The organism is Bacteroides muris (ex Afrizal et al. 2022) (genome assembly GCF_004793475.1).
In the GTDB taxonomy this organism is placed as follows: domain Bacteria; phylum Bacteroidota; class Bacteroidia; order Bacteroidales; family Bacteroidaceae; genus Bacteroides; species Bacteroides muris.
This window is the reverse complement of the sequence record NZ_SRYZ01000018.1, coordinates 54,010-75,782: the sequence shown is the minus strand read 5'-3', so window position 1 is coordinate 75,782 and position 21,773 is coordinate 54,010. Positions and strand designations below refer to the sequence as shown.

Sequence of the window (21,773 nt, the reverse complement as noted above, 5' to 3'; positions counted from 1 at the left end):
AGATACAAAGATAGCGATTTTATCTGACATTCACAAATAGAATCACTGTTATTTTAATGATAATCAGAGGATTATTCTAAAATTGTTGCTGACCAACCTGATTGTATTCGATTCGCTGAATAGTTACGTTGTGTGACTCTCCATAATTGTTCTGTTACAAACCACTGGACGTGAATTGAATAAATCCAAGGGTCGTGAGTAAAATTATTGCACCAGTTATTTAGCATCTCAAAAGTCTTAATTGGTACTGGTGTAGTTATTGACCATAAATTCTGTGTCCCTACTGCTTTACAAGTATCTTTATCTTTAGTTCTATATTGATTAATAAATTTCCAACCAATTTGCGTGAATTGTTTTAATGTGTCTCCATTCTGATTTTTAATTCTGCAATATCCTATTGCATCGCGCCACATAATTTCTAATGCTTGACGTATAAGAATGGCAGCATGAGGACGTAAATCTCTAAACGGTAAATCTTTTATGTCAGGGTGTTGTTCAAGCCAAAAAACAGAGTTAATCATTGTTCTTCTATCAAAAAGATTTATGTTTGGATTTCTCCCAATATTAGCAACCCTTATTTGTGGTTCTGTGGGTATTGAACCTCCACAAGCTTTAAATTTTCCTACAAGCTGTTTGTATTTTCCTAATGCAATTACATACTCATAAGCGGATAAAATATTTTGAGTATCTGTCATTACATCCCAAAATAATGTATTATATCTATCTGCATATTGTAAGATAATCTCAGTCTTTAATTTTTTAGCAAACTCTCCAAGTGTAAATAGGTGGATTTTTATAGGTTCAATTGCTTTATTATAATCACAAAGATCAAATCCTTTGAGATTTAAAAGAACGATTGCTATATCATCATCCGAATACACTTTTCCATTCATTTCTTGATCTCTAAATGAAATAATTAAATTGAGCATATTTACAAACTCGTTATAGGCGTTCGTATAATTCTTGCTCGTCATTTCTTTTGAGATAGTATTACATAGATTAAAGATATTGTCTATCATATTTTATTATAGTTATGATTACTTATAGTTTTATGCGATGTTATCTTTATTGAGATTCCCTGCAAATTCATTTACTCCTCTTTCGGTTTACGCTTTCCAAGCGGCCCGCTGAACTTGCCACGATTGAGTGAAACGCCGTATTTATTGAGAATGCGGAACACCGAACTGCGGCTGTTGAATCCGCTCACTTTCCAGATGTCATCAATGGAATGCCCGTTATTGTACATCGCCACGATAGTTTTTTCACGTTCCGCCCTGCTGATGTTTTTCTCTTTGGTCGGCTGGTTGATATTCTGTTTCAGATGGATGATGTGGGCTGAAGCCTTGCGCAGCATGGCACATTCCTCCGGCAAAGAACCGAACATTTCCAGTACATCGGAGGCTTTGGTTTCCGGAAACAAATCCCCACGGCTGTCAATCTTGTCGTGAATAGAGACAATCCGAACCACCTTTACCCGGCAGAACTCGATGAATGTCGCCAGCTCACGGGAGCCACGCAGGGCATTGCTGAATTTTGAGACAACCAACTCATCCCCACGCTCCAGACTTGCCATCAGCTGTTTCCATTGAGGGCGCAGTTTCTCGTGTCCGTTCTCTTCCTCTATCACTTGTACACAGCCGTATTGCTCCATCCACTCCTTGTCAGTGTCGAAGCCGTCATAACCGGCTGCCTTGAATATGTAACCTACTTTTGCCATACTGATGTTCAATGCTAAATGATACCAACTGCAAAGGTACAAAGTTTAATCTGAATAAAATCATACTTACGAAAATAATTTGCAATAATTATACTCTGTATTTTCATTTGTTTTGCTCTTGTTTGTTTTGCCCATCATACTCGTAAGTATGAAAAAGAAAGTATATTAAAGCTTGATTATTAAATATTATTATACAAACTTTTATACTTACCTTTGCAGCCATAAATCAATAATAGTCGTATGTGCAAAGGCTTATTCAAAGTGAAATCAGAGAGAAAAATCAAAGGTGTTGATGTTATATCATACTTAAAAAAGCAATCCGTTCTTGCCAAATGTATTGCCGTATGTTTTGCCATCTTTATATTGGCATCGTGCGGAAAAAACACGGATGACTGTATGTTTCAGACAAGTGAAAGTGCTGTCAATGCTTACAGAACCTATTTGTCCGATATGCGTAGTATGGAAACCCTTTCGACCGAACATTTGATAGAGGCTGTCAACGATTGGCAGGCACTTCGGGATTCAGTTTTTGTCCGTATCGCCAAAGACACGGCAGACCATATCCACGCAAAGTATGAAACCACCATACAAATGTTGCACGATTCCTTACAAACGGAGTTCATACGCCTGGCTAATTCAACCCCAAAAACATTCAAGGATGTATTGCTCATCAAGGAACGGACTTCCCCATACAGGCAGGATGCGGAACTGGCACAAGCGGTTGCGACAGCAGAACCGTTCTTCGACTCGTTGGATTCGATACCGCTTTACCGAAAAACGGCAAAGAATATCGTATCTGTTTATAAGACCTTTCTTGCCCAAACTCTAAAATCCGGAATAAACAGCAAAGATGAGCTGTTTGACTTTATAAGAGAAGAAGACAGGCTGTTCCGTTCATTCCTTGCCCATCTTCCGGAACTTGCGGATGCCGACCTTTCTGCCATTACAGGTGGCACGGAGCAATGTTGCCTTTCGGTGTTCCAGTCGGCAGAGAACGGCAAGTTCTCTTACCGGGATGCCCTGATATATTTCGCCAAACGTACCGACCGAAGAATCGTCCTCAATGCGTTGGCTTGCAGGAATGACATCCACCAAGACAAGGTCAAGACGGATGCACAGGCACGTGCGTATGTGTGGATGCTGTTGCAACCCTACATTACATTGGACGATTTCAGTATGGCTGTGCTGTCCGATAAGGAAAGGGAGTCATTGCATGGTGTGGCAGAACAGATGCCCTCTATGATGGCCAGACTAAACAAGATTATCGGTACTGGTAATGACCAATGGGAAACTTTGCCGGAATTGCTTATCAAAGTCATGATCACTTCCATTTAAAAACAGAAACAAATAAAAACAACAACGATATGCTACAACTCTTTTACGATGACTTTCTCTCCTTCGTGCCGCTCCAGCTTCCGCAACTGTTGGACGTTACCACGATGGAGCAACCGCAGTTCTATGACGATTATGTCCTGCTCTCTTTCCCTCTTGCGGAACAATACGATCTGGCAGAAGTAATGGATATTTTGGAAGATGACATGGAGATGATAATCCTTTACCATCACGTTCCGTCAGGAGCTACCGCCTTCGGCAGCAGTACCTGTGCCTATTCCAATCCGGCTTTCGGGCAGATGTTCAAGATGAATGCCAGGATAACGGATACCGGCAAGGCTGACCGCATTGATGTGACCATCTATGACTCCCTGGAGTTTATGTGTTCAGACCTCTGCCTTGATCTGAAACTCCATGAACAGTGCGGTTACTTCAAATATCGCAAGAACAAGGAAGAACTGCTTGCGGAGTTTGTATGAGACGGACGATATACCTACAAATGCTTTACCTTATAGATATGCACAAGAGTTGGATTGCCTTGGATGGCAGTCGCAGTTATGCGCCACGTATCATCTTCAAGCGTGGCAGGGTACTTCTATGTACATTCCGCACCATTCGTCTTCGGGCAATCTATAAACACAATGGCTATGAGCGTGGCACGAAATGGAGCATATCCGAATACGAACTGGACAGGGCACTGGCAGTGTATCGCAAGCGGAATCCCGAAGTCAAGGCCCGCCTGAAAAAAGGTGCGTCCTATCTGGAAGCCAAAGATGTCAATGCCATTGTGGAGCTTGCCACATACGGCTTGCTCAAACTGGAACTGTCAGAATTTCCATTATACAAACAACGCTGATTATACAATACCCATTCATTATGATTTGGATTATCATTGAAATTCTTTTCCCGGCATTGCTCATCGCACTGCCCTTGTCATTGTACAGAAGCAACCGCCCTTTTATGGCAAAGTTCTATTTAAGGATGACGGCAAGCGAGAACGCACGCAAACTCTATGTGCGCTGCATGCTCATACTTATTCTCCTGTATCACTATATCTATGCAGGCGGACATTTCGGAGAATGGGGCATCCTGGTATCTACCATCCTGTGTGCCATTCTGTTCCCGTTCAAACGTGCGGACAAATGGCTGGCCGGACTTCACGAGGAACAGAAGCGTTTCTTTCTGGTGGCACTGCTCGCATTGGTCATTTGTGCAGTACCGCATCTGCACACCACAGCCGTTACGCTTGGCTTTCTTCTTTTGGCTGCCATGTTCTATCCCTCTTGTAACGTGTTGTCAAAATGGGAAGATGAAGAAACCAAGAAACAATGGTGTAAGAATCCCGGAACATTGTCCGAATACTACTATTGACATCATCACGCAATGCTGCCATGAATAAGTGGATAGTGGCAGTGGACCCGAATCCACAGATAGTCAAATTAAAAAACGACCGAAATGACGAAAGACAAGAATAGATACGCCAATCAGATATTGGCGGATATGGAACTCTTCGACTTCCTCAAAGAGAAAGTAGGAGAAAGAAAGACGAAGACCGGTGCCTACCACGACCTGTTGGAAAAGTGTGTGGCAGGATTTGTAGTCCCTTTCCTGAAGAATCACGAATACGTGTTGCAGGCTGACCAATGCCATGTGACCATTTCCGACCTTGCATCGGAATGGCATTGGCACAGGGCTACCGTCAGGACATTCCTCGACAAGTTGGAGGATATGGGGCATATATATCGTACACGCTTTGCCAAGAGTGTGGTCATTACAATGGTGTTCAACAAAACCGGCATTGGCAATTCTACTACCACTTATAATGGTCAAGCGGAGATTCGATCTGCCGATGAGTTTGATGCCGCTCTATCCAAATGGATAACCGGCAATTTGACAGACTCACAGATGGGTGATATCTGTGAACAATACTACGTAAGTCGGTTGAAAGAGATTGCCGACAATTCTCCTGTTGGTGGCTCTGGAAGCCAAACGTCTTCAAAGGACAAATCAACAGATGAACTTACCCGGACATTGGTTCAGCGCATAGCCGTTGCCGGACTGAAGAGGGCCATACGAAATTCACGCTTCGACAACCCAACCGCTTTTATTGATTTCTTCCACTTCGAGCTGGGGGATGACTGGTCTTCTCTTTTGGCAGCATCCAAGATGACTGCCAAGATAATCCTTGACGGCGAAAGCAAGGTGACGGGCGCAAGTTCCGATGAAATAGAGATTCTTGCCACGCTCAAAGAACCGTTCAAGGCTCTATGGGCGAAGTGCCGGGAAGACGATTCGGACCTTTTATAGGCTTTACAACAGTTGTTGTAAGTCTCTACCAGATTGTATAACCACAGACAAACCGTGATACCCTACGCTTATAGGCTTGCCATTCCAAGCGTGCAGCAGTGCTTGCACGGTGACCAAACAGAGGGAAGTAAGGGTAGCCTAATACCCCAATAGCATAAAGCTATCGGGAGAGGTGCCCGGACAAGCAGCAAGCTGGGGCAAACAGGATGTCCGAAAAACAGAAAAGAGAATATGGCAAATGCAAAGCAGGTGATGGATTTCCGACCATCAAAAGGCATAACCACAGCACAAAGCAACGAACACCAACGCAGGTGGACGGAAAAAGGCTGGGAGCGTGCCATGTCGGTCGGGAACTATGATCCGACAAGAGAACATTTGAATTTTGAGATAAGGGCAGGCAAGGTCTGCCCGATAGACAAGACACGGAGCATCCCGGAAAGAATGTCCGATAATTTGTTGGCGAGAGGAATCAAAGACCCAAATGCAGGTTTGGCAGAGCCACGTTTCCGCACGGTGGTCAATTTTATTTTCGGAGGTTCACGTGAACGTATGCACGAAATAGCTTTCGGCAGTCAGATTGTAAATTTTGATAAGGGAGCGGACAATTCCCATGTCGAGAGGTGCAAGGATATTGAAGAATGGGCCAAGGACGTCTATTCATTCGTTTGTGGCAAATATGGAGAGGAGAACATTGCAGCTTTTATCGTACACATGGATGAACTGAATCCCCATGCGCATTGTACCTTGTTGCCAATCCGTGACGGCAAGTTTGCATACAAGCAGATTTTTGCAGGAAAGGACAAGTACGAGTTCAGCGCACGGATGAAGCAGTTACATAGCGACTTCTCAGAAGTGAACAAGCGTTGGGGAATGTCACGTGGTAGCAGTATATCCGAGACCGGCGCAAAACACCGCACCACCGAAGAGTACCGCCGACACCTTTCGGAAGAATGTACCAATATCGAAGAACAGGTTGTCCAACATAAAAAAGCACTGTCCGACCTAAAAGTGGAAATCAGTCTGGCAGAACGCAGGGTGAAAGGTTTGACCTCAATGGTGGACAACCTCAGAAAGGCGAAAGCGGAAAAGGAATACCAGTTGTCGGCATTGGAGCGCACACTTCAATCCCATCAGGGAGATACGGCTGCCATTATAGCAGAGAGGGATCGGTTGGAAAAGGAACTGGCTTCTATCCAAACGAAACTGGAAGACAAGCAGGATAAGCTACGGACGGCTGACCAACAACTTGAAGCCCTTAAAAGGGACATGGATGCCATTGGCGAGCGCACGGAGGAGTTGAAAGGCGAAGCCTATAAGTACAGCCGTGAAATCCATTCCAACGTGGATGTGCTGCTCAAAGATGTAATGTTGGAAACATTGGTCAGGGAGCACTCGGTACGATTGGGAGAAATGGGACTTTCCGAACAGTCCCGATTTGACGGTTCATTACTGCAAAGCCTGACGGAACAAGGATCGGAAGTGATGCACTGCGCCACGCTTCTGTTTCTCGGAATGGTCAATGATGCCACTACTTTTGCCGAAACGCATGGCGGTGGTGGAAGCTCCAGTGACCTTAAATGGGGACGGGACGATGACGAGGACAACCGGGCCTGGGCAAGACGGTGTATGATGATGGCAAGCAAGATGATGCGTCCGGCTTCCGGCAAAAAACAGAAACGATAATCGGCAGGAGGTAGTTTCCTGCATCGGATGTGAAATCTATAATAACAGAAAACGTATGAGAAATAAAATAGTATTTGTAATGGCAATGGCAGGAATGTGCTGCACACTGCAAGCGAAGGCGAATGTACAACCTGTCCCACAGGATAGTGTACACTATGAATCCTATATGGAGAAGGAACTGATGTTTCAAACCGCAGAGCCGACTTACCACAAGGGAGTGCTGGTAACTTCACCATGGAACGGCAACTGGTTTGTCAGTCTGCAAGGTGGTGCAAGTGCTTTCATCGGCAGACCGATTGGCTGTGCTGATTTGTTTGACAGGGTACAACCATCGTTATCCGCATCAGTCGGCAAATGGTTCACTCCACAGATCGGGGCAAGAATCGGGTATGGAGGTTGGCGGTTCAAGGACTGCAACCTTACTGTCAATGACTATCATCATTTCCACGCCGACCTGATGTATAATGTCCTTGGCGGACTGTATGCAAAGAAAGAAAATCCACGTTGGGGCATTGTTCCATACGTTGGTCTTGGAATGATGTATAATCCTCAGAACGGTCAGAAACCATTTGCCATTTCTTATGGCATACAAGGGCAATACCGCATCTGCAAACGGCTGGCGGCATTGCTGGAGATTGGCAATGTTTCCACTTTCCAAAACTTTGACGGATATGGGGAAGCCAACCGCTTCGGGGACAATATGCTCTCCATTTCCGTCGGACTGTCTTTCACGATTGGAAAGGTCGGGTGGAAACGATCCGCTGATGCGACTCCTTATATTCGGCAAAACGAGTGGTTAGTGGAATATGCTTCGGAGTTGTCGGAAAGCAACCGCAGGTACATTGGTCAACACGATAGGGATATGCGTACCTTGAATGAACTGAAGAAAATTTTGGAGATTGAAGGATTGCTTGAAAAGTACAGCCGGCTGTTTGAAGACCGTGAAAATTTAAGCAGTGGTTATCCTAAAAATGATTACAGCGGATTGAACTCGCTCAGGGCAAGGTTGAAGAACAGGCGTTGGGATGGCAAGTCGCCTTTGTCCAATGACAGCCTTGCGGTTTGTTCCGGAATTGCCAATGTGAATGTAGATGATAGTGGAAATTCAAATGAAGTCCAATCGGACAATCTTGCCAAAGCTCAGGAATTGACAAATATGGGCGGAGACAGCATTGCCACTTATAACCACTCGGATTATCTGTCCTTTATAAACTCCGGCAACGAGTGCATCGGTTCTCCCGTTTATTTCTTCTTTGAACTCGGCACAGCGAAGTTGACAGACAAGTCACAGTCGGTCAATCTTGATGAACTGGCACGTGTCGCAAAGAAATACGGATTGTCGGTTACTGTTGTAGGTGCGGCTGATGCAGCCACAGGGACTGCCGATGTAAACGACAGGTTAAGCATATCGAGAGCCGATTATATTACCACAGAATTGGTTAAGCGAGGACTGGCAGTTGATGTGATTACCAAGGTCGGCAAGGGAGGAATCTCAGATTACAATCCTACCGAAGCCAATCGACATACCAAAGTATTGCTTTATATGAAATAGAACACAAAAGATACTTTTTGCTTCATGATTTGAATTGGGAGAGCCTGTCCGTGATGGATCGGCTCTCCTGCATTATAAAGTGCATTATCCTAACTTTTGTATTTCACTCCAATAGAAGAACGCTTCTGCATTTGTCTTCTTAAATTTGTTCAACTTAGTTGATAATGGAGGTTGTATCGTTGTGTTGATTAATAAATTCGCTTCGGACGGATTATAATGTTTTACCTCGTGTATTCCTTTGCCGATAAGTTTAGCGAGATAGGCGGCTTTTGAAGCATTTGTGATAGCACTTTCCAAAGTATAGACTTCACTATGAATAAAGCCACGCACTTTTTTTATTCCATCTTGAATCATGTCAAACTCTTCTTGATTATCTTGTCCACGCATTACGATACATTTAGCCGTATCATAAATATCATCCAAAACTTTTTGAATTGCATCAGGACTCTCACCTCTGTATTGAAGTTCAACCATCGCAAACTTATTGAATGTCTCTGTTGTAATGGACAAGTCATTGACAATATCGAAAAGAGATGCAATGTCAAATAGTTGTTTGCATATTTCCATTGAGCAATTCTTTTCTCCTTTGAAAAAAGGAATCCCGGTCGTGTGAGGAGCAAATGCAGTTAATTTATCGCCAAGCAAATCCTCTTTACTTGGTAACTTTACAATTATGGGGTCTCCCTCTGTTTTTAACAACCGGCTTTGAATAGGAAGTTCCACTACATTTGCATAATGAATTTCCTCGAATAATACATCCAACAAAATCTTATCCTGACGTCCTCCTGCCGGATATGCCACTTGGTAAAAGAATTTGGCGTGTTGTTTCGGAATATCGGTACGAGAGATACGCTCTACCAATTTGACCTCTCCAAAGCCATATTCTTCGGAATACTTTTCAAGATAATCTTCAATTCTTGTTCCAGGAGTACATATTATATCAATATCGATAGAAAGTCGTTTGCCTGTATCAAGATGAAGCATTAAGGACGAACCTCCCTTGAACAAAAATGGGCAACCCGATCGAGCCAATGCTTCCAACAATGAGAATGCACGGATTGTTTTCTCAACGAGGGTTATATCTTTTATCTTATTGTCTTTGGCGACTTGTTCTATCCAAGACAAAGTCCTGCTATCGGGATGTATCATATATTGATTGTATTGATAATTTGTTCAACTTTTTGTTTTCGGTTGCGACGTGCCGCATATCTCAATAACCTTGTTTTTTTGATTGCATAGTCAGAGAATGCGTTTGAATATATAGTATATAATTCATTGCCTTGAAGATGTTGTAGTTCTTTGTCAGATATGGCATCAACAAGCATTTTCTCCAATGTGGGAACGGGACAACCATTTATAACATCTAATGGAGCCTCTTTAACAAGAGGGCGGACAATAATTAAGTCTCTATTTGTAATGTATCTGTCCACATCTTCTTGGGACGGATTCAAGAAAATAGGGATTTCTGATTCGACGTTTTGTAATGACATAAAAACAGATTCCATCGCTTCCCTTTCAACATCTACTAATGTGGTTCTTACCGCAGGTACATGTAGCATCATTGATGCAAATACAGACGGTTGCCATATACAATAGTCGATGAAAGGAAATTTTTCTTTTATATGCTTGTTGAGTGAAAGCATAAATTCGTTTGGTTCATACAAAAATTCATGCTTCAAATCTTCATTTAATTTATATTTCCCGTATGAAACCCTAATGATTTTGTTTTCTGCAATCATCCTATTCAAAAGCACAACAAGAGACCCTTCTGATATGTTTTTCATACCAGATCGTACCACATTCAACAAGTCTTTTCTTGTGAATATGCCATCCTGTTTCTTAGCAATATCTATTATTTGATTTACAGCAGTCATTATTGCTTTTTGAATTATACTGCAAAGTTATAACAAATTTGGCATATAACAATGTGGTTTGCCATTTTTGTTATACTGTTAGTAAGATAACGCTGTGAATGTTATAACAATTTTGGCAAATATATATCGAATTTGCCGTTTTGTTATATTTTATCCTGTTTTATAATTCCTACTACCAGACCATTATACCTGTTTCTATTATCACAATACTGTGAGCTTCTCCGGCTATTCTTGTCGGCTCCATTTTCCTTTGCAAAGGTACTGCGGCGAGGGAACGCCAAGTACCGATTCTCCGATTGGCTCCACTAATGCCTTGTGGACTTGACGACAACTTTCCGCAATTTCCGGCAGGCTGAAATTGGGTATTTCATCAACTCCTCTGGCATTTACTTGTCTTATACCTCTGTAGTCCACAGGCTCTGAATGCACGTAAAATTCAGATCCCGACAAGAAAGCCGATAAAGGCTTCAAAAATGAGGGAAAAGAAAAAATAAAAGTTCAACGATTAAAACAGACAGATTATGCACAGCAAGATTTTTCAAATCACAGAAGAGAGACCTCTAAAAGACAACATTCTGAACGACTGCACCCTTGAACAAGGAGACGGACACTATTATGACTATTGTTCGGAGATTGACGAGGAAGAGCGTAAATTCCACATCGACAATCTGATAAATAACATTCTGCCCAAAGGTATGTTTGAGCTTGTTTCAGATGATACAATCCGTTACAATGGCGGTGCGGACAAATGGAAAGAGGAATTTGTGGCAACCTTGCAAGAAAAGGCGAAAGCCGTTACCACAGAGAACTGCACTCTTTGGATTGGCGAGGTGTACCAACTTGAAAAGTACCTCAAAAATCCGCTTGACACCGGCTATCAATTTTATATGGACGAGCAGTGTATCAACGGAGCTGCCGAACAATCTTACGAGTTTCTGCGAGTGGTAAGCCAATTAGTGCCTGGAACATTGCTGTATATCAGTGGAGTGATTGACTATCATTTCTAATGCTATGAGAACACGAAGAATGACCAAAGAGCAGGGAGAACGCTGTAATATCAGCCGATTTCCCAACTTCCATAACACAGGCAGTGTCAAAGGAATGAAGCGATTGTATTATGGTAAACAGGCATTGTTGGTAAGGTGCGGAGCATACATCTACAATGTTTCAAGTGAGCCAAGTATTTATTATCAAGCAAAATAACAGACGATATGAAAGGAACAGAACAATTCAAGCAGACCATAAAGGCATATTTGGACGATAGAGCCAAGACGGATGAACTCTTTGCCGTGTCGTATGCCAAAGAGAACAAGAATTTGGACGATTGCATCACATTTGTACTCAACCAAGCAATGGCTATATGCAAAGAGGGCGGTTGTGGAATGACCGACAATGAGGTTTATTCTCTCTGTACCCACTATTATGATGAAGACAATATAGAGGTGGGTAAAGCCGTCAATTGCGGTGTGATAGTCAATCATAGGGTAGAACTTACTCCCGAAGAGCAAGCCGAAGCGAGGGAAAAGGCACTCAAAGCCTATCAAGACGAGGAACTGCGGAAGATACAACAACGTAACAGCAGACCCAAGCCAACCCAGAAAGCAACGAAACAGGAAGTTACCCAACCATCACTATTTGATTTAGGACTATGAGAGCCAAGACGAGATTACAGCACAAGGTAGTAACCGCCAATGAGCGGTTACTGCCACTGACCGAGAAGCAAGAGTTATGGGCATTTCGCCATTGCTTAAATCATTATGCGTTCCGTGCCAAAAGCGGTATGACCACCTGTATGGATTGCGGACACCAATGGAGCGAGACCAGAGAAAAGACCTGCCGTTGCCCTCGCTGCGATACAAAGTTGGAGATACGCAACACCTTACAGCGTAAGTATAAAGACAAATCCTATTACTCCATACTGACAACCCAAGACGGCTTACAGGTGCAGAGGGTGTTCCTTTTGACGGCTCATTATCGCAAGGGCAAGAAAGCCGATTTTTACTCTATGGAGGTAGTCCGTTATTGGATTGATGATAATGGCAAGACAGAAGTAACGGCATTAAGGCGTACACTCGGCTACTATATAGACAGCTTTGTCTTTGACAATCATATAGAACTGCGGAACGACAATAATGTTTACAGGCGGATTGCCGATTGCAAGGTTTATCCTTATTATTCTGCCACAACCAAGTTAAGACGCAACGGACTAAGAGGTTCTTTGTCGGAGATTGAGCCAACGAAGCTGATTGAAGCCTTGTTGCAGGACAGTAGAGCCGAAACGATGTTCAAGGCAGGGAGAAAGGTGGATTTGAACTATTTTCTGCAACACCCTATGTATTTTGATTTGTATTGGAACACTTATAAGATAGTGATGCGTAACAATTATCACATATCCGACATTTCCCTTTGGGTGGATTACATCCGCTTGCTTGAAAGGTGTGGCAAGGATATTCGCAATGCCCATTATGTCTGCCCATTGGATTTGAAAGCCGAGCACGACCGCTATCAAGAGAGGGTAAGGGTTATCCAAGAGCGAGAGAAACGTGAAGCCGAGCAGAAAAAGGCGCAGGAGAATGAGGAGAAGTTCAGAGAGTTGAAAGGCAAATTCTTTGGATTGTCATTCACTGACGGACTGATTGTAGTCAGCGTGTTGGAGAGTGTGGATGATTATTACAAAGAGGGAAATGCTTTACATCATTGTGTGGGACAATGCGAATACTACCTCAAGCCCAAGTCTTTGGTTTTCTCTGCACGGATAAATGACAAACGCATTGAGACTGTTGAACTGTCGCTTGAAAATTTCAAAGTCCTGCAATCAAGAGGGCTTTGCAACCAAAACACAGAATACCACGACCGCATCATACAACTTGTACAGAAAAACGCACGGCAAATCCGTAAGCGTATGACAGCATAATCTGTTTTGTTCTTTTCGTCAGCCACTTGTTACGATATACAATGTAGCAGGTGGCTTTTATGTATCCGGCTACGGCTGCTCGCTGATTGCCGTAGCGATGTACTGTTTTAATTCTACCGCAAAGTGGTAGATGTAACCTGTTAAAATATAGCAATGTACGCAATTCTTCCATTTATACAACCACTTGTGCCGTTTATAGCACCACTCAAAGGTCAAATCTGTTTTACCTACTAACAACCCATTATAGTTTTTTGAGTATTCTCCTTTGAGCCGACCACCACGCCGCGCGGATTGTTTTATGGTGCAAAGGTACTGCTGTGGGAGAACACCAAGTATCGCTTCGGCTAACAAATCACCGGACTTAACGACAACTTTCCTCAATTTCCGGCAGGCAGAAATTGGGTATTTCATTAACTCCTTGTTTGTTTACTTGTCTTATCTCCCTTGTAACGCAGTCTTTAACGCACATAAAACATATCCTGGTGGCGAAGTCGGAAGGCTTCCAAGCAGAGGGAAACAAAAACAAGTCTAACAATAAAAATTTACGATTATGCCGAATTGGTGCAGCACTGCGTATGCGATAGAGGGCAACGCAACAGAATTGAAAAAACTCTATGAGTTAATGAAAGATTTAGAAAAACGACAAAAGCCGTCCGTTCAAAATGGTTTTGGAACTACGTGGTTAGGGTGTCTTGTAGAAGCCCTCGGAGAAAGTTGGGAAAAGATATATTGCCGTGGAACGTGGGATAACCTCAAATTCAACGGTGAGGTGCTTACGTTCAATACAGAAACAGCGTGGTCTCCCTGCAATGAAATGTTTGATATGGTATGTGAGAAATATCCCACGCTGCGATATTTCTATCAGTCGGAAGAACCTGGTATGTGTGAGTATTGGACGAATGATGATAAGGGCAAATACTTTCCCGACAGATACTATGTTGATGTATGCACTTCGGAGGAAGAATACTATTCCGAGTATTTTCAAGACTTGGAAAGCGTATATGACTGGCTGGAGGATATTTGCGAAGTACAAGTTAAATCCCGTCAGGATGTCAATGCGATTGTCATGCAATGGAAAGAAAAAAATGAAGACGCATACTGCTCTATTCACGAATATCAAATATCGGCATAATCGGAGAGCATAAAAGACTGGAGTATGGAAAAGAAAGGTTACGGCACAGGCAAACGTGCAAAAAGAGAGATTGGGAAACCCCTGATGGTTATCAATATCAAACAGGAAATCATAGATATTCTTCAAATAGCCAACAGACGTTTTATGTACAATCCTAAAATCGGAATCCTGATTTTAGGAGACGAGATGTACGGAAAGAACATTTGCAGTTCTCATTCGCAAGAGTTCTATGTGTCGAAAGCGGACGGACATTTCGATGATTATTTGCGTGGGTGGATAGGTGTATCAAAAAGCTATCCACGTGGAGTTATTCATTTTGCCCCTGCTGTCAGCAAGGAGCAATTCGACAGAGGATTTGACTCCTTGCAGATGTTCAGCAAACTTGATGGCGTAAACGGAGATACTATCATTCGGGGCTTTTGCGGTTTGCCGGAACAGAGGATGAGTGATTTACTGCCTTCATCTTTTTAGCTCTTATCAATGAGTGTCGTGCTTACGTGGTTTCACAAAAGCACGATACCCGTTTTTATGAGTTGCCTAAACTGCGTTGGCAGCTTCCTTTTGTATCTCAACCTTTATATTTTGCCCAAGCCATCTTCCTTTTATAGGTATAACTGCCGTGGCTCATCTTCCGTCCACACCGCTCTTGGTTTTATCAGATGCAAAGGTCTGCTGTCGTGCTTGATTCTCCGGCTTGAAGTGCATTCCCTGCAAATTCTTCCTTTCCGTGAAAGAGTAATTGGCCGGGAAAGCCGTCGCATGAAGCTGTGCCGACAGCCGTTTACCGCATCCATAAAATTCCAAGGCGGTTCAGACGGGAAAGAACCGACCAGAGGGAAAAGAAAAAATGTTCAACATCAAAATTCATTAGAAATGGAGTACAACAATCAATTATCGGAGAACGACAAACGCTTTGCGGACGAGTTCTCAAACTATGTAAACGGAAAAATGGCTTCACCCCGAAAGGTGGGCAAGGCATTGGCGGATGACCACCGCTATTTGGTAAACGAAAAAGCCAAGCTGATGTTCTACTTTATGGAGCAGTTGGCGGAGAACTGGCACAAGGGAAGATATGACCAGCGTAACGAATGGGCGTGCCGTCTGGCAGCGGAAGCCATAGACCATTTGTCAGAGAATGACCTCTATTATTTGCCCGAAGAGTATTACGAAAACCATAAACAATAACGATTATGAAAGCACTTCAAATCGCCATCCCAAGATGGAACATAACAGAGTTGAACGGTTACGAGCCGATAACCACCTTTTGGCAGGACTTCTCCATTGCCGATAAATTCGGAGACAAAGCCATAGCCGACACATACAGCCGAGCCAAGTCCGAATGGAAAGACAACTACAAGTATTGGACGGAACTCTGCCTTGTACTCAATCACAAGATATGGCAGTGGCACGAGAGAGACAACCAAAGAGCCATTCTCTATGACAAGCTATGGAGAGAAGCGGACGAAATGACCTCCGAATGGTCGGACGAGAAGCAGGAGTATTATTTTCAAGTAACGGATTAAGCCACGTGTGGGGAAATGTAAAAAGTTTCCCCACTTCAAAACCCTCACAAGATGACTACCGAAGAACAGATACAGAGAATAACCGACATTGCCCAAGAAAAAGGCTGGAGCGTGAACGTTGAAGACAAAAACGAGACAAGAGTATTGTTTGAGTTTCAACGCTATACCAAGTACGGACAGGATTTTCTCTTCAATGCCGATATGCAGGGCGAGGATATTGATTCCCTCATAGCCAGTGTAAAAGAGTATTACGAGGGTTTTGACCCCGATTATGAAGCCTATTTGTGGATAGGCGATGACGGACACGGCAAGAATGGCGCACCTTATCACATCAAGGATATTGTAGCGGATATGGAAGATGCCGAAGAACAAATATATGAATTGCTACAAGCATTTGAAATGGAATTTCTTTAATACACATAATTATGACTTTATCGGACAAATCATATTACAGAAGACTTTGCAGGAATATCCTTGCAGACCGCTTTAATTGGCGGAAATACTGCACACCGAGCCTTTATTTTGGCAGGGAAATATGTGTAACACCGCTTCATTGTTCCTACGGACAAATCGGCTACACCATCAATTTTCCCTATACCAATGCACCGGAAGTGGAGTATGATTGGGAAATGAACAAACTTACGATTGATGATGAAAATTGGAAATTGGTATGTTAGACGAAATCAGGCAAAACGGCAAAACAGTGTTGTCAGGAGAGGATGGGTTTTCAATACCCATGTTTTTCAACAACTTGTGCGGTAAAAACTTTTCAGGCGAGAAGTACCGGGATTATATCAAATACATAGCCTTCGGAGAAATGGGGTTCAAGCCCGGAGAAATCATGCTTTACCGCAATGGTACATTGGTAAGGACAGGTAAAATAAACATTGAAAAATAGATACAGATATGGAAATGACAACTATTCATCCGGCGGAGAGCTATCTTCGCAACGAAACCAATCCTCCGTCTTTATACGTGCGGATTGCAGGAAAACGCAGACGCTTGTTCATCAACCGAGACAGAGGTGTTATTGGCATTATCGCTCTCGGCAAGCGGACAAAAGGCTATGTGTTTACAGATTGGGCAAGCATCGAGCAAATATACTATCCCTCGCAAGAACAGGACGAGAATACGGACAGGAAACTTATTCTGAAATATCAGAAACTTGCTCGACTTGCCACACATACAAATTCCTGGCTTCGTGAAATCGCCAATGCGGATTTGGATAAAAACCTTTACGAGAACCACATCACAACAGGCACACGCATCGACGGCAAATGTATCGGACTTGCCACCATTGAAAAATACTGTGGAACGACAGCAATGCGTCTCTTCCGTGAGGCACTGAAAAACAAAGAGAAATTTTCCACTTGCCGCTTTGATTTTTGCGGTTATGACGGAACGCTTTGGTGTGAGCCACGAGACAATGGCGATATGGCGGCAGGCTTCAGCAAGGAATATCGGAATTGTGGCAACGGCTACTACTATCTGCTTATCAATGACGATTATGTGATAGGCTATGATATTGACTGACTGTATAGCTACAACAATCCAACCGCAAGGAGAACAAACTCCCTACGGTTGGATTGAAATACGCAAACGTCCCATTATAGTCATCGGTGCATACCACCGCTATATTCCACCTCTTCCTCCTGATACTGTTCCATCTGACTTAATTCCGAATGGACGGATTGCAGGTTGGATTCGAGAGAATTGTCGTGGTCGTAGGGGAACTGATGGTTGGGAACAAGACCGGCATTGACCACCGTACCGATATCAAGCGTGTCGGTCTCCCTGTTATATCCGGCATAGAGAATGTCTCCGCTCGGCATTTCAAAGACAGGTATTCGCTGTTTCGTTATAGCATGGAACTGTTCTGCCACCATATCCTTTGCTACCTCTTTGATGTCATCGCTTGCCAGACGGGTTCCGTATCTGGTAATATGGTCACGGATTTCCTGTTCCGAATATTTCAGCATCACCTCGTATGTGCCACCCACGCTGTTGTTATAGACCACGGCAAAATCCTTGTCTTCAATCAACAGGTCATCACCCTTGTTCTGGAGAGGAGAGGCAAAGGTATATTGCTCATTGATACCGTTCCCGTCATAATACTCTTTGGCAGCTTGGAGCAATCCTTCATAATCACCCTTGTCCCGAAATTCGTCCAGCCGGGAAGTGTCATCGGTTGATTGCAGGTAGGCAACGGAAGAATAGAAAATCTTTTCGCCGGATGCAGGTTGTTCAACTTTCACTTCTTGCTTGTTGTCCTGCTCTTCCTTTTTCCCCTTTTCCAATTCTTCCGCAATCTTATCCACGTTTTGCGTAACCAACGAAGTCGCCTTTTTCACATCCAAGAGCGTGGTCTTGATAAATTGCGGAGACTCTTTCAGTTGCTCCAGCCACGATTTTAGATAGGCGCAGCTCTCTTCTTTCAGAGCCTTGCTCATACCATAACGCTGTGCCACCAATGCGCTGCCTAATTCAGCCACTAATTCCTCACGGGCATATTCGTCCGAACCGAAAGCGGTGGGCTTGATGCGGTCAAGCTGCCCCTCGATACCTGTGCTGTGGGTCATTTCATGCCAAAGCGTGCCGTAGTACGATTCCCCGTCCTTGAACTGTGCCTTTTCAGGAACCACAATCTCGTTTTTGGTAATGGAGAAGTAGGCTTTGTCCTGGTGCATCGGCTTGATGGGACAAATCCACCGGTTATCACGGATCATCACATCCATCGGTTCAAAAGACATCTTCTCGCTCTCGTCCAATTTTACGGCATCCCCATTCGCCAGCTTGTTCCAAAGTTCCGGACGGGCTTCCTGAAGATTGGTCTGGGACACGTTAAAGACCCGAAAGACCTGCATCTTCGGATATACGTTGTACATCTTCTTCTCTTCGTCGGAGAGCCTTTTGTAATCGTCATACTTGATTTTCTCCTTGGTCTCCTTATGGATGCAGGTAAATGTGGTAAGCATGACCGGGAACGATTTTTCACCACGGTTGACGGCAACCCTCGGCAGTTCCACACCCTCTTTAGCCTGTTTTTCAGTCGGCTTGTTCAACCGCTGCACACAGTCAAAGGTGCAGAAACGAGGAATCTTATATCCGTTCTTCTCGCAGTGGAGAAGCAACATCAGCGCGTTCATCCCATTGTACTCACGCCCGGACAGGTTCTTCGGCCACCCCAAACTTCCCACGGTAATCCACGGCTTCGACCAGTCCTTGCTGATGGTCTCGATGCGCTCGATCATCATTTCCGCAAAAAGGTCAAGAGCCTTGTCTTCTGCGGAAGGGCCATCGTTGTTATATTTCTTGTAACCGGCCATACCTGTCAGTTATTGGGGTTATACGGAGGCTTGACATACACCGACATCTCGGCAATCTTGCAGGAAAGGTTCAGCTTGTCGTTATAGACGGACAGCTCCATGTCGCCTTTGACCTCGATGCCTGTCTGGGGTTGCAGCCACTCTTCACGTTTGCAGTCAAATCCAAAGAACCGTACCCACAGGTATTCGAAGCCGTCATTGACTTTCTCTGCGGAAAAGCCTGAGAACTGTAAAAAGTCCTTGCCTTTCTTGTCGGTCTTCTCTTCAATGTTTTTTCCCGTCTTTCCACGGAAGTGCATTTCCCCCTTGATGGAATCTTCATTGGAAGCCGAAAGAGTGACCTCCGAAGCTGACAGATTGAAATAGAGGTTGTCCCCACGTTTCTTGAAAGTCAGCGTGCCCGACACATTTACCCGTTGTCCCAAGGCACAATTCTTCAGTTCGTTATCCTCTCCATCTTTGGCGACGGAGATTTCCACGGTCTTGTTGATGCCGCTTTTGGCAGGAACCACACAATTTACGGCAAAAGCCGTGAACACTTTATTATCGCTGTTGGTGCGGACGGTAGTCACACGGCTGATTGTACCGCACACTGTTACATTACACTTTATCATATTGCTTGTAGTTTTATTTTACCAAGACCATTTGACCGGAATATCCTGTTAAATGTGAACCACTTGCCTGTGCAACCGTCTTAGTCGGGCGCACGGATTTTAATCCAGGCTATCCCGATGGCGATGACGACCTGCACCCCAATGATCACGAGTGTCGCCACCAAGCCGAACAGCTTGTAGCATACGAGGGTGTGCAGTGCTGCCATGGACAACCCGACAAACAACAATCCTATTTCCATCATCACGCGTTTCATTATCTCTTGATTTGTTCCTCCCGGCTCTGTTGTTCCGACATTCCCTGCTCGAAGTTCTGCGAAGCCTGTTGCGACAGCACCAGGGCATTGACCATCCCGGCCACACGCATACGCTTGCTTTCTTCCGAGAGTCCCGGACTGTTCAGCGTGGCAGACAGGCGGCTCAGCTCATTGGCACTCAACTCCCGTGAGAATTGGATGGAGCCGTTGTCTGCCTGCAATACGGCTTTGTTATTCTCTCCAACCACGAGAGCGCAGGTTTTCATGTGTGGCAAAAGTGGGGTCAAATCCACTTTCCGTTCATCGGCCATTTTGGAAACGGCACTTATCTGTTCCTCTTCATCCTTACTGTCAATGACTACTGCCAGCATCATCAGAGAAGAAAAGGCTTTGACCACCATATCCATAATCGGGTCGTTGGTTCCCGATAAGCCGACACCGCTGTCCTCCGAAGAGAGCAGCTTTTTCATCCAGTCTTCAGGGCTTTGAGCCTTGCTTTCTTGTGGAGTGGCCACTGCCTCCGTCTTGTATTTTGCCAGCAGGTCATTCCCGTTATGCAGAGCTTGTAACTTGATATTGCCTTTTTCGGCAATCTCAGCCAGATAAACAGCCGGGTCCATATCCCGCTTCTGCCCATCCGCTGAAACTAATGTCACCCCGAAATGCAGGTGCTCGCCGGTAGTCCGTGTCCCGGTATTCCCAGAAACACCGACTTTCTGCCCGGCTTGGACGGTATCGCCCACCTTGACATCGACAGAAGACAGGTGCATATAGGTGTTCTGCACCTTGCTCCCGTCGCTCCTTGGGTATTCGATGGTGATGGACTTCCCTCCGGCGGTATTTGCGTTGTGGTTGACGGCCACCACCTTGCCGTTGTTCTCAGTCGCCAGTACCGCATATCCCTTGCAGCGGATGTCGATACCCTTGTGCATCTGTTGCTTGCCGGCATCCATCGGGTCGGTGCGCATACCGAATGGAGAGGTGACAAACATAAATTCCGCACGCTCCACAGGGAATGAATACGCTTCCTTGTTTGCATCGGCATTCATTTCTTGTCCGATCTCTAATCCCTGCGTTTTCATTTCCGCCATCACCATCCGGTCGTACTTCTGTAATCCGTTGACCTCGATGATTTTTTGCAGGCTTTTGGCATAATTGCTGCCGCTGGCATATCCTGCCTTGGCAAGCCCTTCCGTCCAGCCCTTATAGTCATCGGAAGCCAAGGCGAAACATTTGTCATACCGCTTGTTCTCTACCAGAAACTTCGAGTGGTGTTCGTAAGAATCACCCACACTGTCATAACTGCAAAACTTTTCGTTGGGCTTGTCATCGGTGTATAATCCGTACTTGCCACCCTCTGCAATCCATCTTGGAGTGGCTTTGATGCCGAAATGGTTGTTCTCGTTCAGGGCCAGACGGCTTTGTCCGTTGCTGCTCTCCAATATGCCTTGCGCCAAGGTCACAGAGGCAGGAATGCCATACTTGCGCATCTGTTCCATCGCAAAATCGGCGTATTGTTCCGCGTATTGTTGGTTCTTGCTCATA

General features: G+C 44.4%; 29 protein-coding genes. 19 read left to right on the top strand and 10 right to left on the bottom strand.

The features are described 5' to 3' along the window. Positions 1 to 71: 71 nt before the first annotated feature. Both E5355_RS09795 and E5355_RS09790 read right to left on the bottom strand, forming a co-directional pair. The gene (locus tag E5355_RS09795) at positions 72 to 1,019 is read right to left on the bottom strand and encodes a hypothetical protein (RefSeq protein ID WP_136010222.1); all 948 of its coding nucleotides are present in this window, start codon (positions 1,017 to 1,019) and stop codon (positions 72 to 74) included. Positions 1,020 to 1,090: 71 nt separating this feature from the next. Next, on the bottom strand, positions 1,091 to 1,717 hold the full coding sequence (locus E5355_RS09790) for a recombinase family protein (protein WP_136010221.1): 627 nt from the start codon (positions 1,715 to 1,717) through the stop codon (positions 1,091 to 1,093). 396 nt (positions 1,718 to 2,113) lie between these two features. Here E5355_RS09790 and E5355_RS09785 point away from each other — a divergent pair, with 396 nt between their 5' ends. The 7 genes from E5355_RS09785 (at position 2,114) to E5355_RS09755 (ending at position 8,591) form a co-directional block, all read left to right on the top strand. After that, positions 2,114 to 3,052 (top strand): hypothetical protein, encoded by a 939-nt coding sequence (locus E5355_RS09785; protein WP_246866923.1) that lies wholly within the window; start codon positions 2,114 to 2,116, stop codon positions 3,050 to 3,052. A gap of 29 nt (positions 3,053 to 3,081) precedes the next feature. Continuing rightward, a complete protein-coding gene (locus E5355_RS09780; protein WP_136010219.1) occupies positions 3,082 to 3,528 on the top strand; it encodes a hypothetical protein in 447 nt (148 codons plus the stop codon). 38 nt (positions 3,529 to 3,566) lie between these two features. Beyond that, the gene (locus E5355_RS09775; protein WP_239168324.1) at positions 3,567 to 3,905 is read left to right on the top strand and encodes a hypothetical protein; all 339 of its coding nucleotides are present in this window, start codon (positions 3,567 to 3,569) and stop codon (positions 3,903 to 3,905) included. Between the two features lie 20 nt (positions 3,906 to 3,925). Next, a complete protein-coding gene (locus E5355_RS09770; RefSeq protein ID WP_136010218.1) occupies positions 3,926 to 4,420 on the top strand; it encodes a hypothetical protein in 495 nt (164 codons plus the stop codon). Positions 4,421 to 4,504: 84 nt separating this feature from the next. Then, positions 4,505 to 5,356, top strand: coding sequence for a MarR family transcriptional regulator (locus E5355_RS09765; RefSeq protein WP_136010217.1), 852 nt, complete (start codon positions 4,505 to 4,507; stop codon positions 5,354 to 5,356). A gap of 231 nt (positions 5,357 to 5,587) precedes the next feature. After that, complete coding sequence (mobV, locus tag E5355_RS09760) at positions 5,588 to 7,039, top strand: MobV family relaxase (protein ID WP_136010216.1); 1,452 nt, start codon at positions 5,588 to 5,590, stop codon at positions 7,037 to 7,039. Between the two features lie 55 nt (positions 7,040 to 7,094). Beyond that, positions 7,095 to 8,591: an OmpA family protein gene (locus E5355_RS09755; RefSeq protein ID WP_136010215.1), complete on the top strand. Its 1,497-nt coding sequence runs from the start codon at positions 7,095 to 7,097 to the stop codon at positions 8,589 to 8,591. An 84-nt stretch (positions 8,592 to 8,675) separates the two neighbouring features. On the opposite strand, the gene E5355_RS09750 is transcribed toward E5355_RS09755, so the two are convergent. Both E5355_RS09750 and E5355_RS09745 read right to left on the bottom strand, forming a co-directional pair. Next, entirely contained in the window at positions 8,676 to 9,740 is a 1,065-nt protein-coding gene (locus E5355_RS09750; protein ID WP_136010214.1) for a nucleotidyl transferase AbiEii/AbiGii toxin family protein, read from the bottom strand. Then, entirely contained in the window at positions 9,737 to 10,465 is a 729-nt protein-coding gene (locus E5355_RS09745) for a type IV toxin-antitoxin system AbiEi family antitoxin domain-containing protein (protein ID WP_007850563.1), read from the bottom strand. The genes E5355_RS09750 and E5355_RS09745 overlap by 4 nt, the downstream gene beginning before the upstream one ends. A 521-nt stretch (positions 10,466 to 10,986) precedes the next feature. Here E5355_RS09745 and E5355_RS09735 point away from each other — a divergent pair. The 4 genes from E5355_RS09735 to E5355_RS09720 are packed head-to-tail and all read left to right on the top strand — an operon-like array spanning position 10,987 to position 13,379. Further along, positions 10,987 to 11,472 (top strand): hypothetical protein, encoded by a 486-nt coding sequence (locus E5355_RS09735; protein ID WP_136010213.1) that lies wholly within the window; start codon positions 10,987 to 10,989, stop codon positions 11,470 to 11,472. A gap of 4 nt (positions 11,473 to 11,476) precedes the next feature. Then, the gene (locus tag E5355_RS09730) at positions 11,477 to 11,668 is read left to right on the top strand and encodes a hypothetical protein (protein WP_032943349.1); all 192 of its coding nucleotides are present in this window, start codon (positions 11,477 to 11,479) and stop codon (positions 11,666 to 11,668) included. Positions 11,669 to 11,676: 8 nt separating this feature from the next. Beyond that, on the top strand, positions 11,677 to 12,117 hold the full coding sequence (locus E5355_RS09725) for a PcfK-like family protein (RefSeq protein ID WP_136010212.1): 441 nt from the start codon (positions 11,677 to 11,679) through the stop codon (positions 12,115 to 12,117). Beyond that, complete coding sequence (locus E5355_RS09720; RefSeq protein WP_136010211.1) at positions 12,114 to 13,379, top strand: PcfJ domain-containing protein; 1,266 nt, start codon at positions 12,114 to 12,116, stop codon at positions 13,377 to 13,379. The genes E5355_RS09725 and E5355_RS09720 overlap by 4 nt, the downstream gene beginning before the upstream one ends. Before the next feature lie 69 nt (positions 13,380 to 13,448). Here E5355_RS09720 and E5355_RS09715 read toward each other — a convergent pair whose 3' ends face one another. After that, positions 13,449 to 13,790 carry a hypothetical protein gene (locus E5355_RS09715; RefSeq protein WP_246866922.1) on the bottom strand — a complete coding sequence of 114 codons (342 nt, stop codon included), beginning with the start codon at positions 13,788 to 13,790 and terminating at the stop codon, positions 13,449 to 13,451. Between the two features lie 139 nt (positions 13,791 to 13,929). On the opposite strand from E5355_RS09715, the gene E5355_RS09710 reads away from it, so the two are divergent. Beyond that, a complete protein-coding gene (locus E5355_RS09710; protein WP_136010210.1) occupies positions 13,930 to 14,511 on the top strand; it encodes a hypothetical protein in 582 nt (193 codons plus the stop codon). Between the two features lie 24 nt (positions 14,512 to 14,535). Then, positions 14,536 to 14,982, top strand: coding sequence for a hypothetical protein (locus E5355_RS09705; protein WP_136010209.1), 447 nt, complete (start codon positions 14,536 to 14,538; stop codon positions 14,980 to 14,982). 153 nt (positions 14,983 to 15,135) lie between these two features. Here E5355_RS09705 and E5355_RS19435 read toward each other — a convergent pair whose 3' ends face one another. Then, the gene (locus E5355_RS19435; protein ID WP_168354315.1) at positions 15,136 to 15,315 is read right to left on the bottom strand and encodes a hypothetical protein; all 180 of its coding nucleotides are present in this window, start codon (positions 15,313 to 15,315) and stop codon (positions 15,136 to 15,138) included. Between the two features lie 69 nt (positions 15,316 to 15,384). Between E5355_RS19435 and E5355_RS09700 the strand changes: the two genes are divergently transcribed. The 6 genes from E5355_RS09700 to E5355_RS09675 are packed head-to-tail and all read left to right on the top strand — an operon-like array spanning position 15,385 to position 17,567. Continuing rightward, complete coding sequence (locus tag E5355_RS09700) at positions 15,385 to 15,696, top strand: sulfide:quinone reductase (protein WP_136010208.1); 312 nt, start codon at positions 15,385 to 15,387, stop codon at positions 15,694 to 15,696. Between the two features lie 5 nt (positions 15,697 to 15,701). Further along, positions 15,702 to 16,034, top strand: a complete 333-nt coding sequence (locus E5355_RS09695) for a hypothetical protein (protein ID WP_136010207.1) — start codon at positions 15,702 to 15,704, stop codon at positions 16,032 to 16,034. 51 nt (positions 16,035 to 16,085) lie between these two features. After that, a complete protein-coding gene (locus E5355_RS09690; protein ID WP_136010206.1) occupies positions 16,086 to 16,448 on the top strand; it encodes a hypothetical protein in 363 nt (120 codons plus the stop codon). Positions 16,449 to 16,459: 11 nt separating this feature from the next. After that, entirely contained in the window at positions 16,460 to 16,711 is a 252-nt protein-coding gene (locus E5355_RS09685) for a hypothetical protein (RefSeq protein ID WP_008997478.1), read from the top strand. Further along, on the top strand, positions 16,705 to 16,932 hold the full coding sequence (locus E5355_RS09680; protein ID WP_136010205.1) for a DUF7688 family protein: 228 nt from the start codon (positions 16,705 to 16,707) through the stop codon (positions 16,930 to 16,932). Before E5355_RS09685 ends, E5355_RS09680 begins: the two co-directional genes overlap by 7 nt. An 8-nt stretch (positions 16,933 to 16,940) precedes the next feature. Next, the gene (locus tag E5355_RS09675; protein WP_136010204.1) at positions 16,941 to 17,567 is read left to right on the top strand and encodes a hypothetical protein; all 627 of its coding nucleotides are present in this window, start codon (positions 16,941 to 16,943) and stop codon (positions 17,565 to 17,567) included. Positions 17,568 to 17,647: 80 nt separating this feature from the next. On the opposite strand, the gene E5355_RS09670 is transcribed toward E5355_RS09675, so the two are convergent. The 4 genes from E5355_RS09670 to E5355_RS09660 all read right to left on the bottom strand — a co-directional run bounded on the left by E5355_RS09670 (position 17,648) and on the right by E5355_RS09660 (position 21,772). Then, positions 17,648 to 19,360, bottom strand: coding sequence for a zincin-like metallopeptidase domain-containing protein (locus E5355_RS09670; protein WP_136010203.1), 1,713 nt, complete (start codon positions 19,358 to 19,360; stop codon positions 17,648 to 17,650). Positions 19,361 to 19,365: 5 nt separating this feature from the next. After that, positions 19,366 to 19,974 carry a hypothetical protein gene (locus E5355_RS09665; RefSeq protein WP_136010202.1) on the bottom strand — a complete coding sequence of 203 codons (609 nt, stop codon included), beginning with the start codon at positions 19,972 to 19,974 and terminating at the stop codon, positions 19,366 to 19,368. Positions 19,975 to 20,054: 80 nt separating this feature from the next. Next, positions 20,055 to 20,228, bottom strand: coding sequence for a hypothetical protein (locus tag E5355_RS19430; protein ID WP_167330661.1), 174 nt, complete (start codon positions 20,226 to 20,228; stop codon positions 20,055 to 20,057). Then, positions 20,228 to 21,772 carry a glucosaminidase domain-containing protein gene (locus tag E5355_RS09660; protein WP_136010201.1) on the bottom strand — a complete coding sequence of 515 codons (1,545 nt, stop codon included), beginning with the start codon at positions 21,770 to 21,772 and terminating at the stop codon, positions 20,228 to 20,230. Before E5355_RS09660 ends, E5355_RS19430 begins: the two co-directional genes overlap by 1 nt. Position 21,773 lies beyond the last annotated feature (1 nt).

Bases quoted from the DNA above. Each gene is read 5' to 3' on its own strand.
- E5355_RS09795 (WP_136010222.1), bottom strand. From the start codon at position 1,019: ATGATAGACAATATCTTTAATCTATGTAATACTATCTCAAAAGAAATG.
- E5355_RS09790 (WP_136010221.1), bottom strand. From the start codon at position 1,717: ATGGCAAAAGTAGGTTACATATTCAAGGCAGCCGGTTATGACGGCTTC.
- E5355_RS09785 (WP_246866923.1), top strand. From the start codon at position 2,114: ATGTTTCAGACAAGTGAAAGTGCTGTCAATGCTTACAGAACCTATTTG.
- E5355_RS09780 (WP_136010219.1), top strand. From the start codon at position 3,082: ATGCTACAACTCTTTTACGATGACTTTCTCTCCTTCGTGCCGCTCCAG.
- E5355_RS09775 (WP_239168324.1), top strand. From the start codon at position 3,567: ATGCACAAGAGTTGGATTGCCTTGGATGGCAGTCGCAGTTATGCGCCA.
- E5355_RS09770 (WP_136010218.1), top strand. From the start codon at position 3,926: ATGATTTGGATTATCATTGAAATTCTTTTCCCGGCATTGCTCATCGCA.
- E5355_RS09765 (WP_136010217.1), top strand. From the start codon at position 4,505: ATGACGAAAGACAAGAATAGATACGCCAATCAGATATTGGCGGATATG.
- mobV (WP_136010216.1), top strand. From the start codon at position 5,588: ATGGCAAATGCAAAGCAGGTGATGGATTTCCGACCATCAAAAGGCATA.
- E5355_RS09755 (WP_136010215.1), top strand. From the start codon at position 7,095: ATGAGAAATAAAATAGTATTTGTAATGGCAATGGCAGGAATGTGCTGC.
- E5355_RS09750 (WP_136010214.1), bottom strand. From the start codon at position 9,740: ATGATACATCCCGATAGCAGGACTTTGTCTTGGATAGAACAAGTCGCC.
- E5355_RS09745 (WP_007850563.1), bottom strand. From the start codon at position 10,465: ATGACTGCTGTAAATCAAATAATAGATATTGCTAAGAAACAGGATGGC.
- E5355_RS09735 (WP_136010213.1), top strand. From the start codon at position 10,987: ATGCACAGCAAGATTTTTCAAATCACAGAAGAGAGACCTCTAAAAGAC.
- E5355_RS09730 (WP_032943349.1), top strand. From the start codon at position 11,477: ATGAGAACACGAAGAATGACCAAAGAGCAGGGAGAACGCTGTAATATC.
- E5355_RS09725 (WP_136010212.1), top strand. From the start codon at position 11,677: ATGAAAGGAACAGAACAATTCAAGCAGACCATAAAGGCATATTTGGAC.
- E5355_RS09720 (WP_136010211.1), top strand. From the start codon at position 12,114: ATGAGAGCCAAGACGAGATTACAGCACAAGGTAGTAACCGCCAATGAG.
- E5355_RS09715 (WP_246866922.1), bottom strand. From the start codon at position 13,790: ATGAAATACCCAATTTCTGCCTGCCGGAAATTGAGGAAAGTTGTCGTT.
- E5355_RS09710 (WP_136010210.1), top strand. From the start codon at position 13,930: ATGCCGAATTGGTGCAGCACTGCGTATGCGATAGAGGGCAACGCAACA.
- E5355_RS09705 (WP_136010209.1), top strand. From the start codon at position 14,536: ATGGAAAAGAAAGGTTACGGCACAGGCAAACGTGCAAAAAGAGAGATT.
- E5355_RS09700 (WP_136010208.1), top strand. From the start codon at position 15,385: ATGGAGTACAACAATCAATTATCGGAGAACGACAAACGCTTTGCGGAC.
- E5355_RS09695 (WP_136010207.1), top strand. From the start codon at position 15,702: ATGAAAGCACTTCAAATCGCCATCCCAAGATGGAACATAACAGAGTTG.
- E5355_RS09690 (WP_136010206.1), top strand. From the start codon at position 16,086: ATGACTACCGAAGAACAGATACAGAGAATAACCGACATTGCCCAAGAA.
- E5355_RS09685 (WP_008997478.1), top strand. From the start codon at position 16,460: ATGACTTTATCGGACAAATCATATTACAGAAGACTTTGCAGGAATATC.
- E5355_RS09680 (WP_136010205.1), top strand. From the start codon at position 16,705: ATGTTAGACGAAATCAGGCAAAACGGCAAAACAGTGTTGTCAGGAGAG.
- E5355_RS09675 (WP_136010204.1), top strand. From the start codon at position 16,941: ATGGAAATGACAACTATTCATCCGGCGGAGAGCTATCTTCGCAACGAA.
- E5355_RS09670 (WP_136010203.1), bottom strand. From the start codon at position 19,360: ATGGCCGGTTACAAGAAATATAACAACGATGGCCCTTCCGCAGAAGAC.
- E5355_RS09665 (WP_136010202.1), bottom strand. From the start codon at position 19,974: ATGATAAAGTGTAATGTAACAGTGTGCGGTACAATCAGCCGTGTGACT.
- E5355_RS19430 (WP_167330661.1), bottom strand. From the start codon at position 20,228: ATGAAACGCGTGATGATGGAAATAGGATTGTTGTTTGTCGGGTTGTCC.
- E5355_RS09660 (WP_136010201.1), bottom strand. From the start codon at position 21,772: ATGAGCAAGAACCAACAATACGCGGAACAATACGCCGATTTTGCGATG.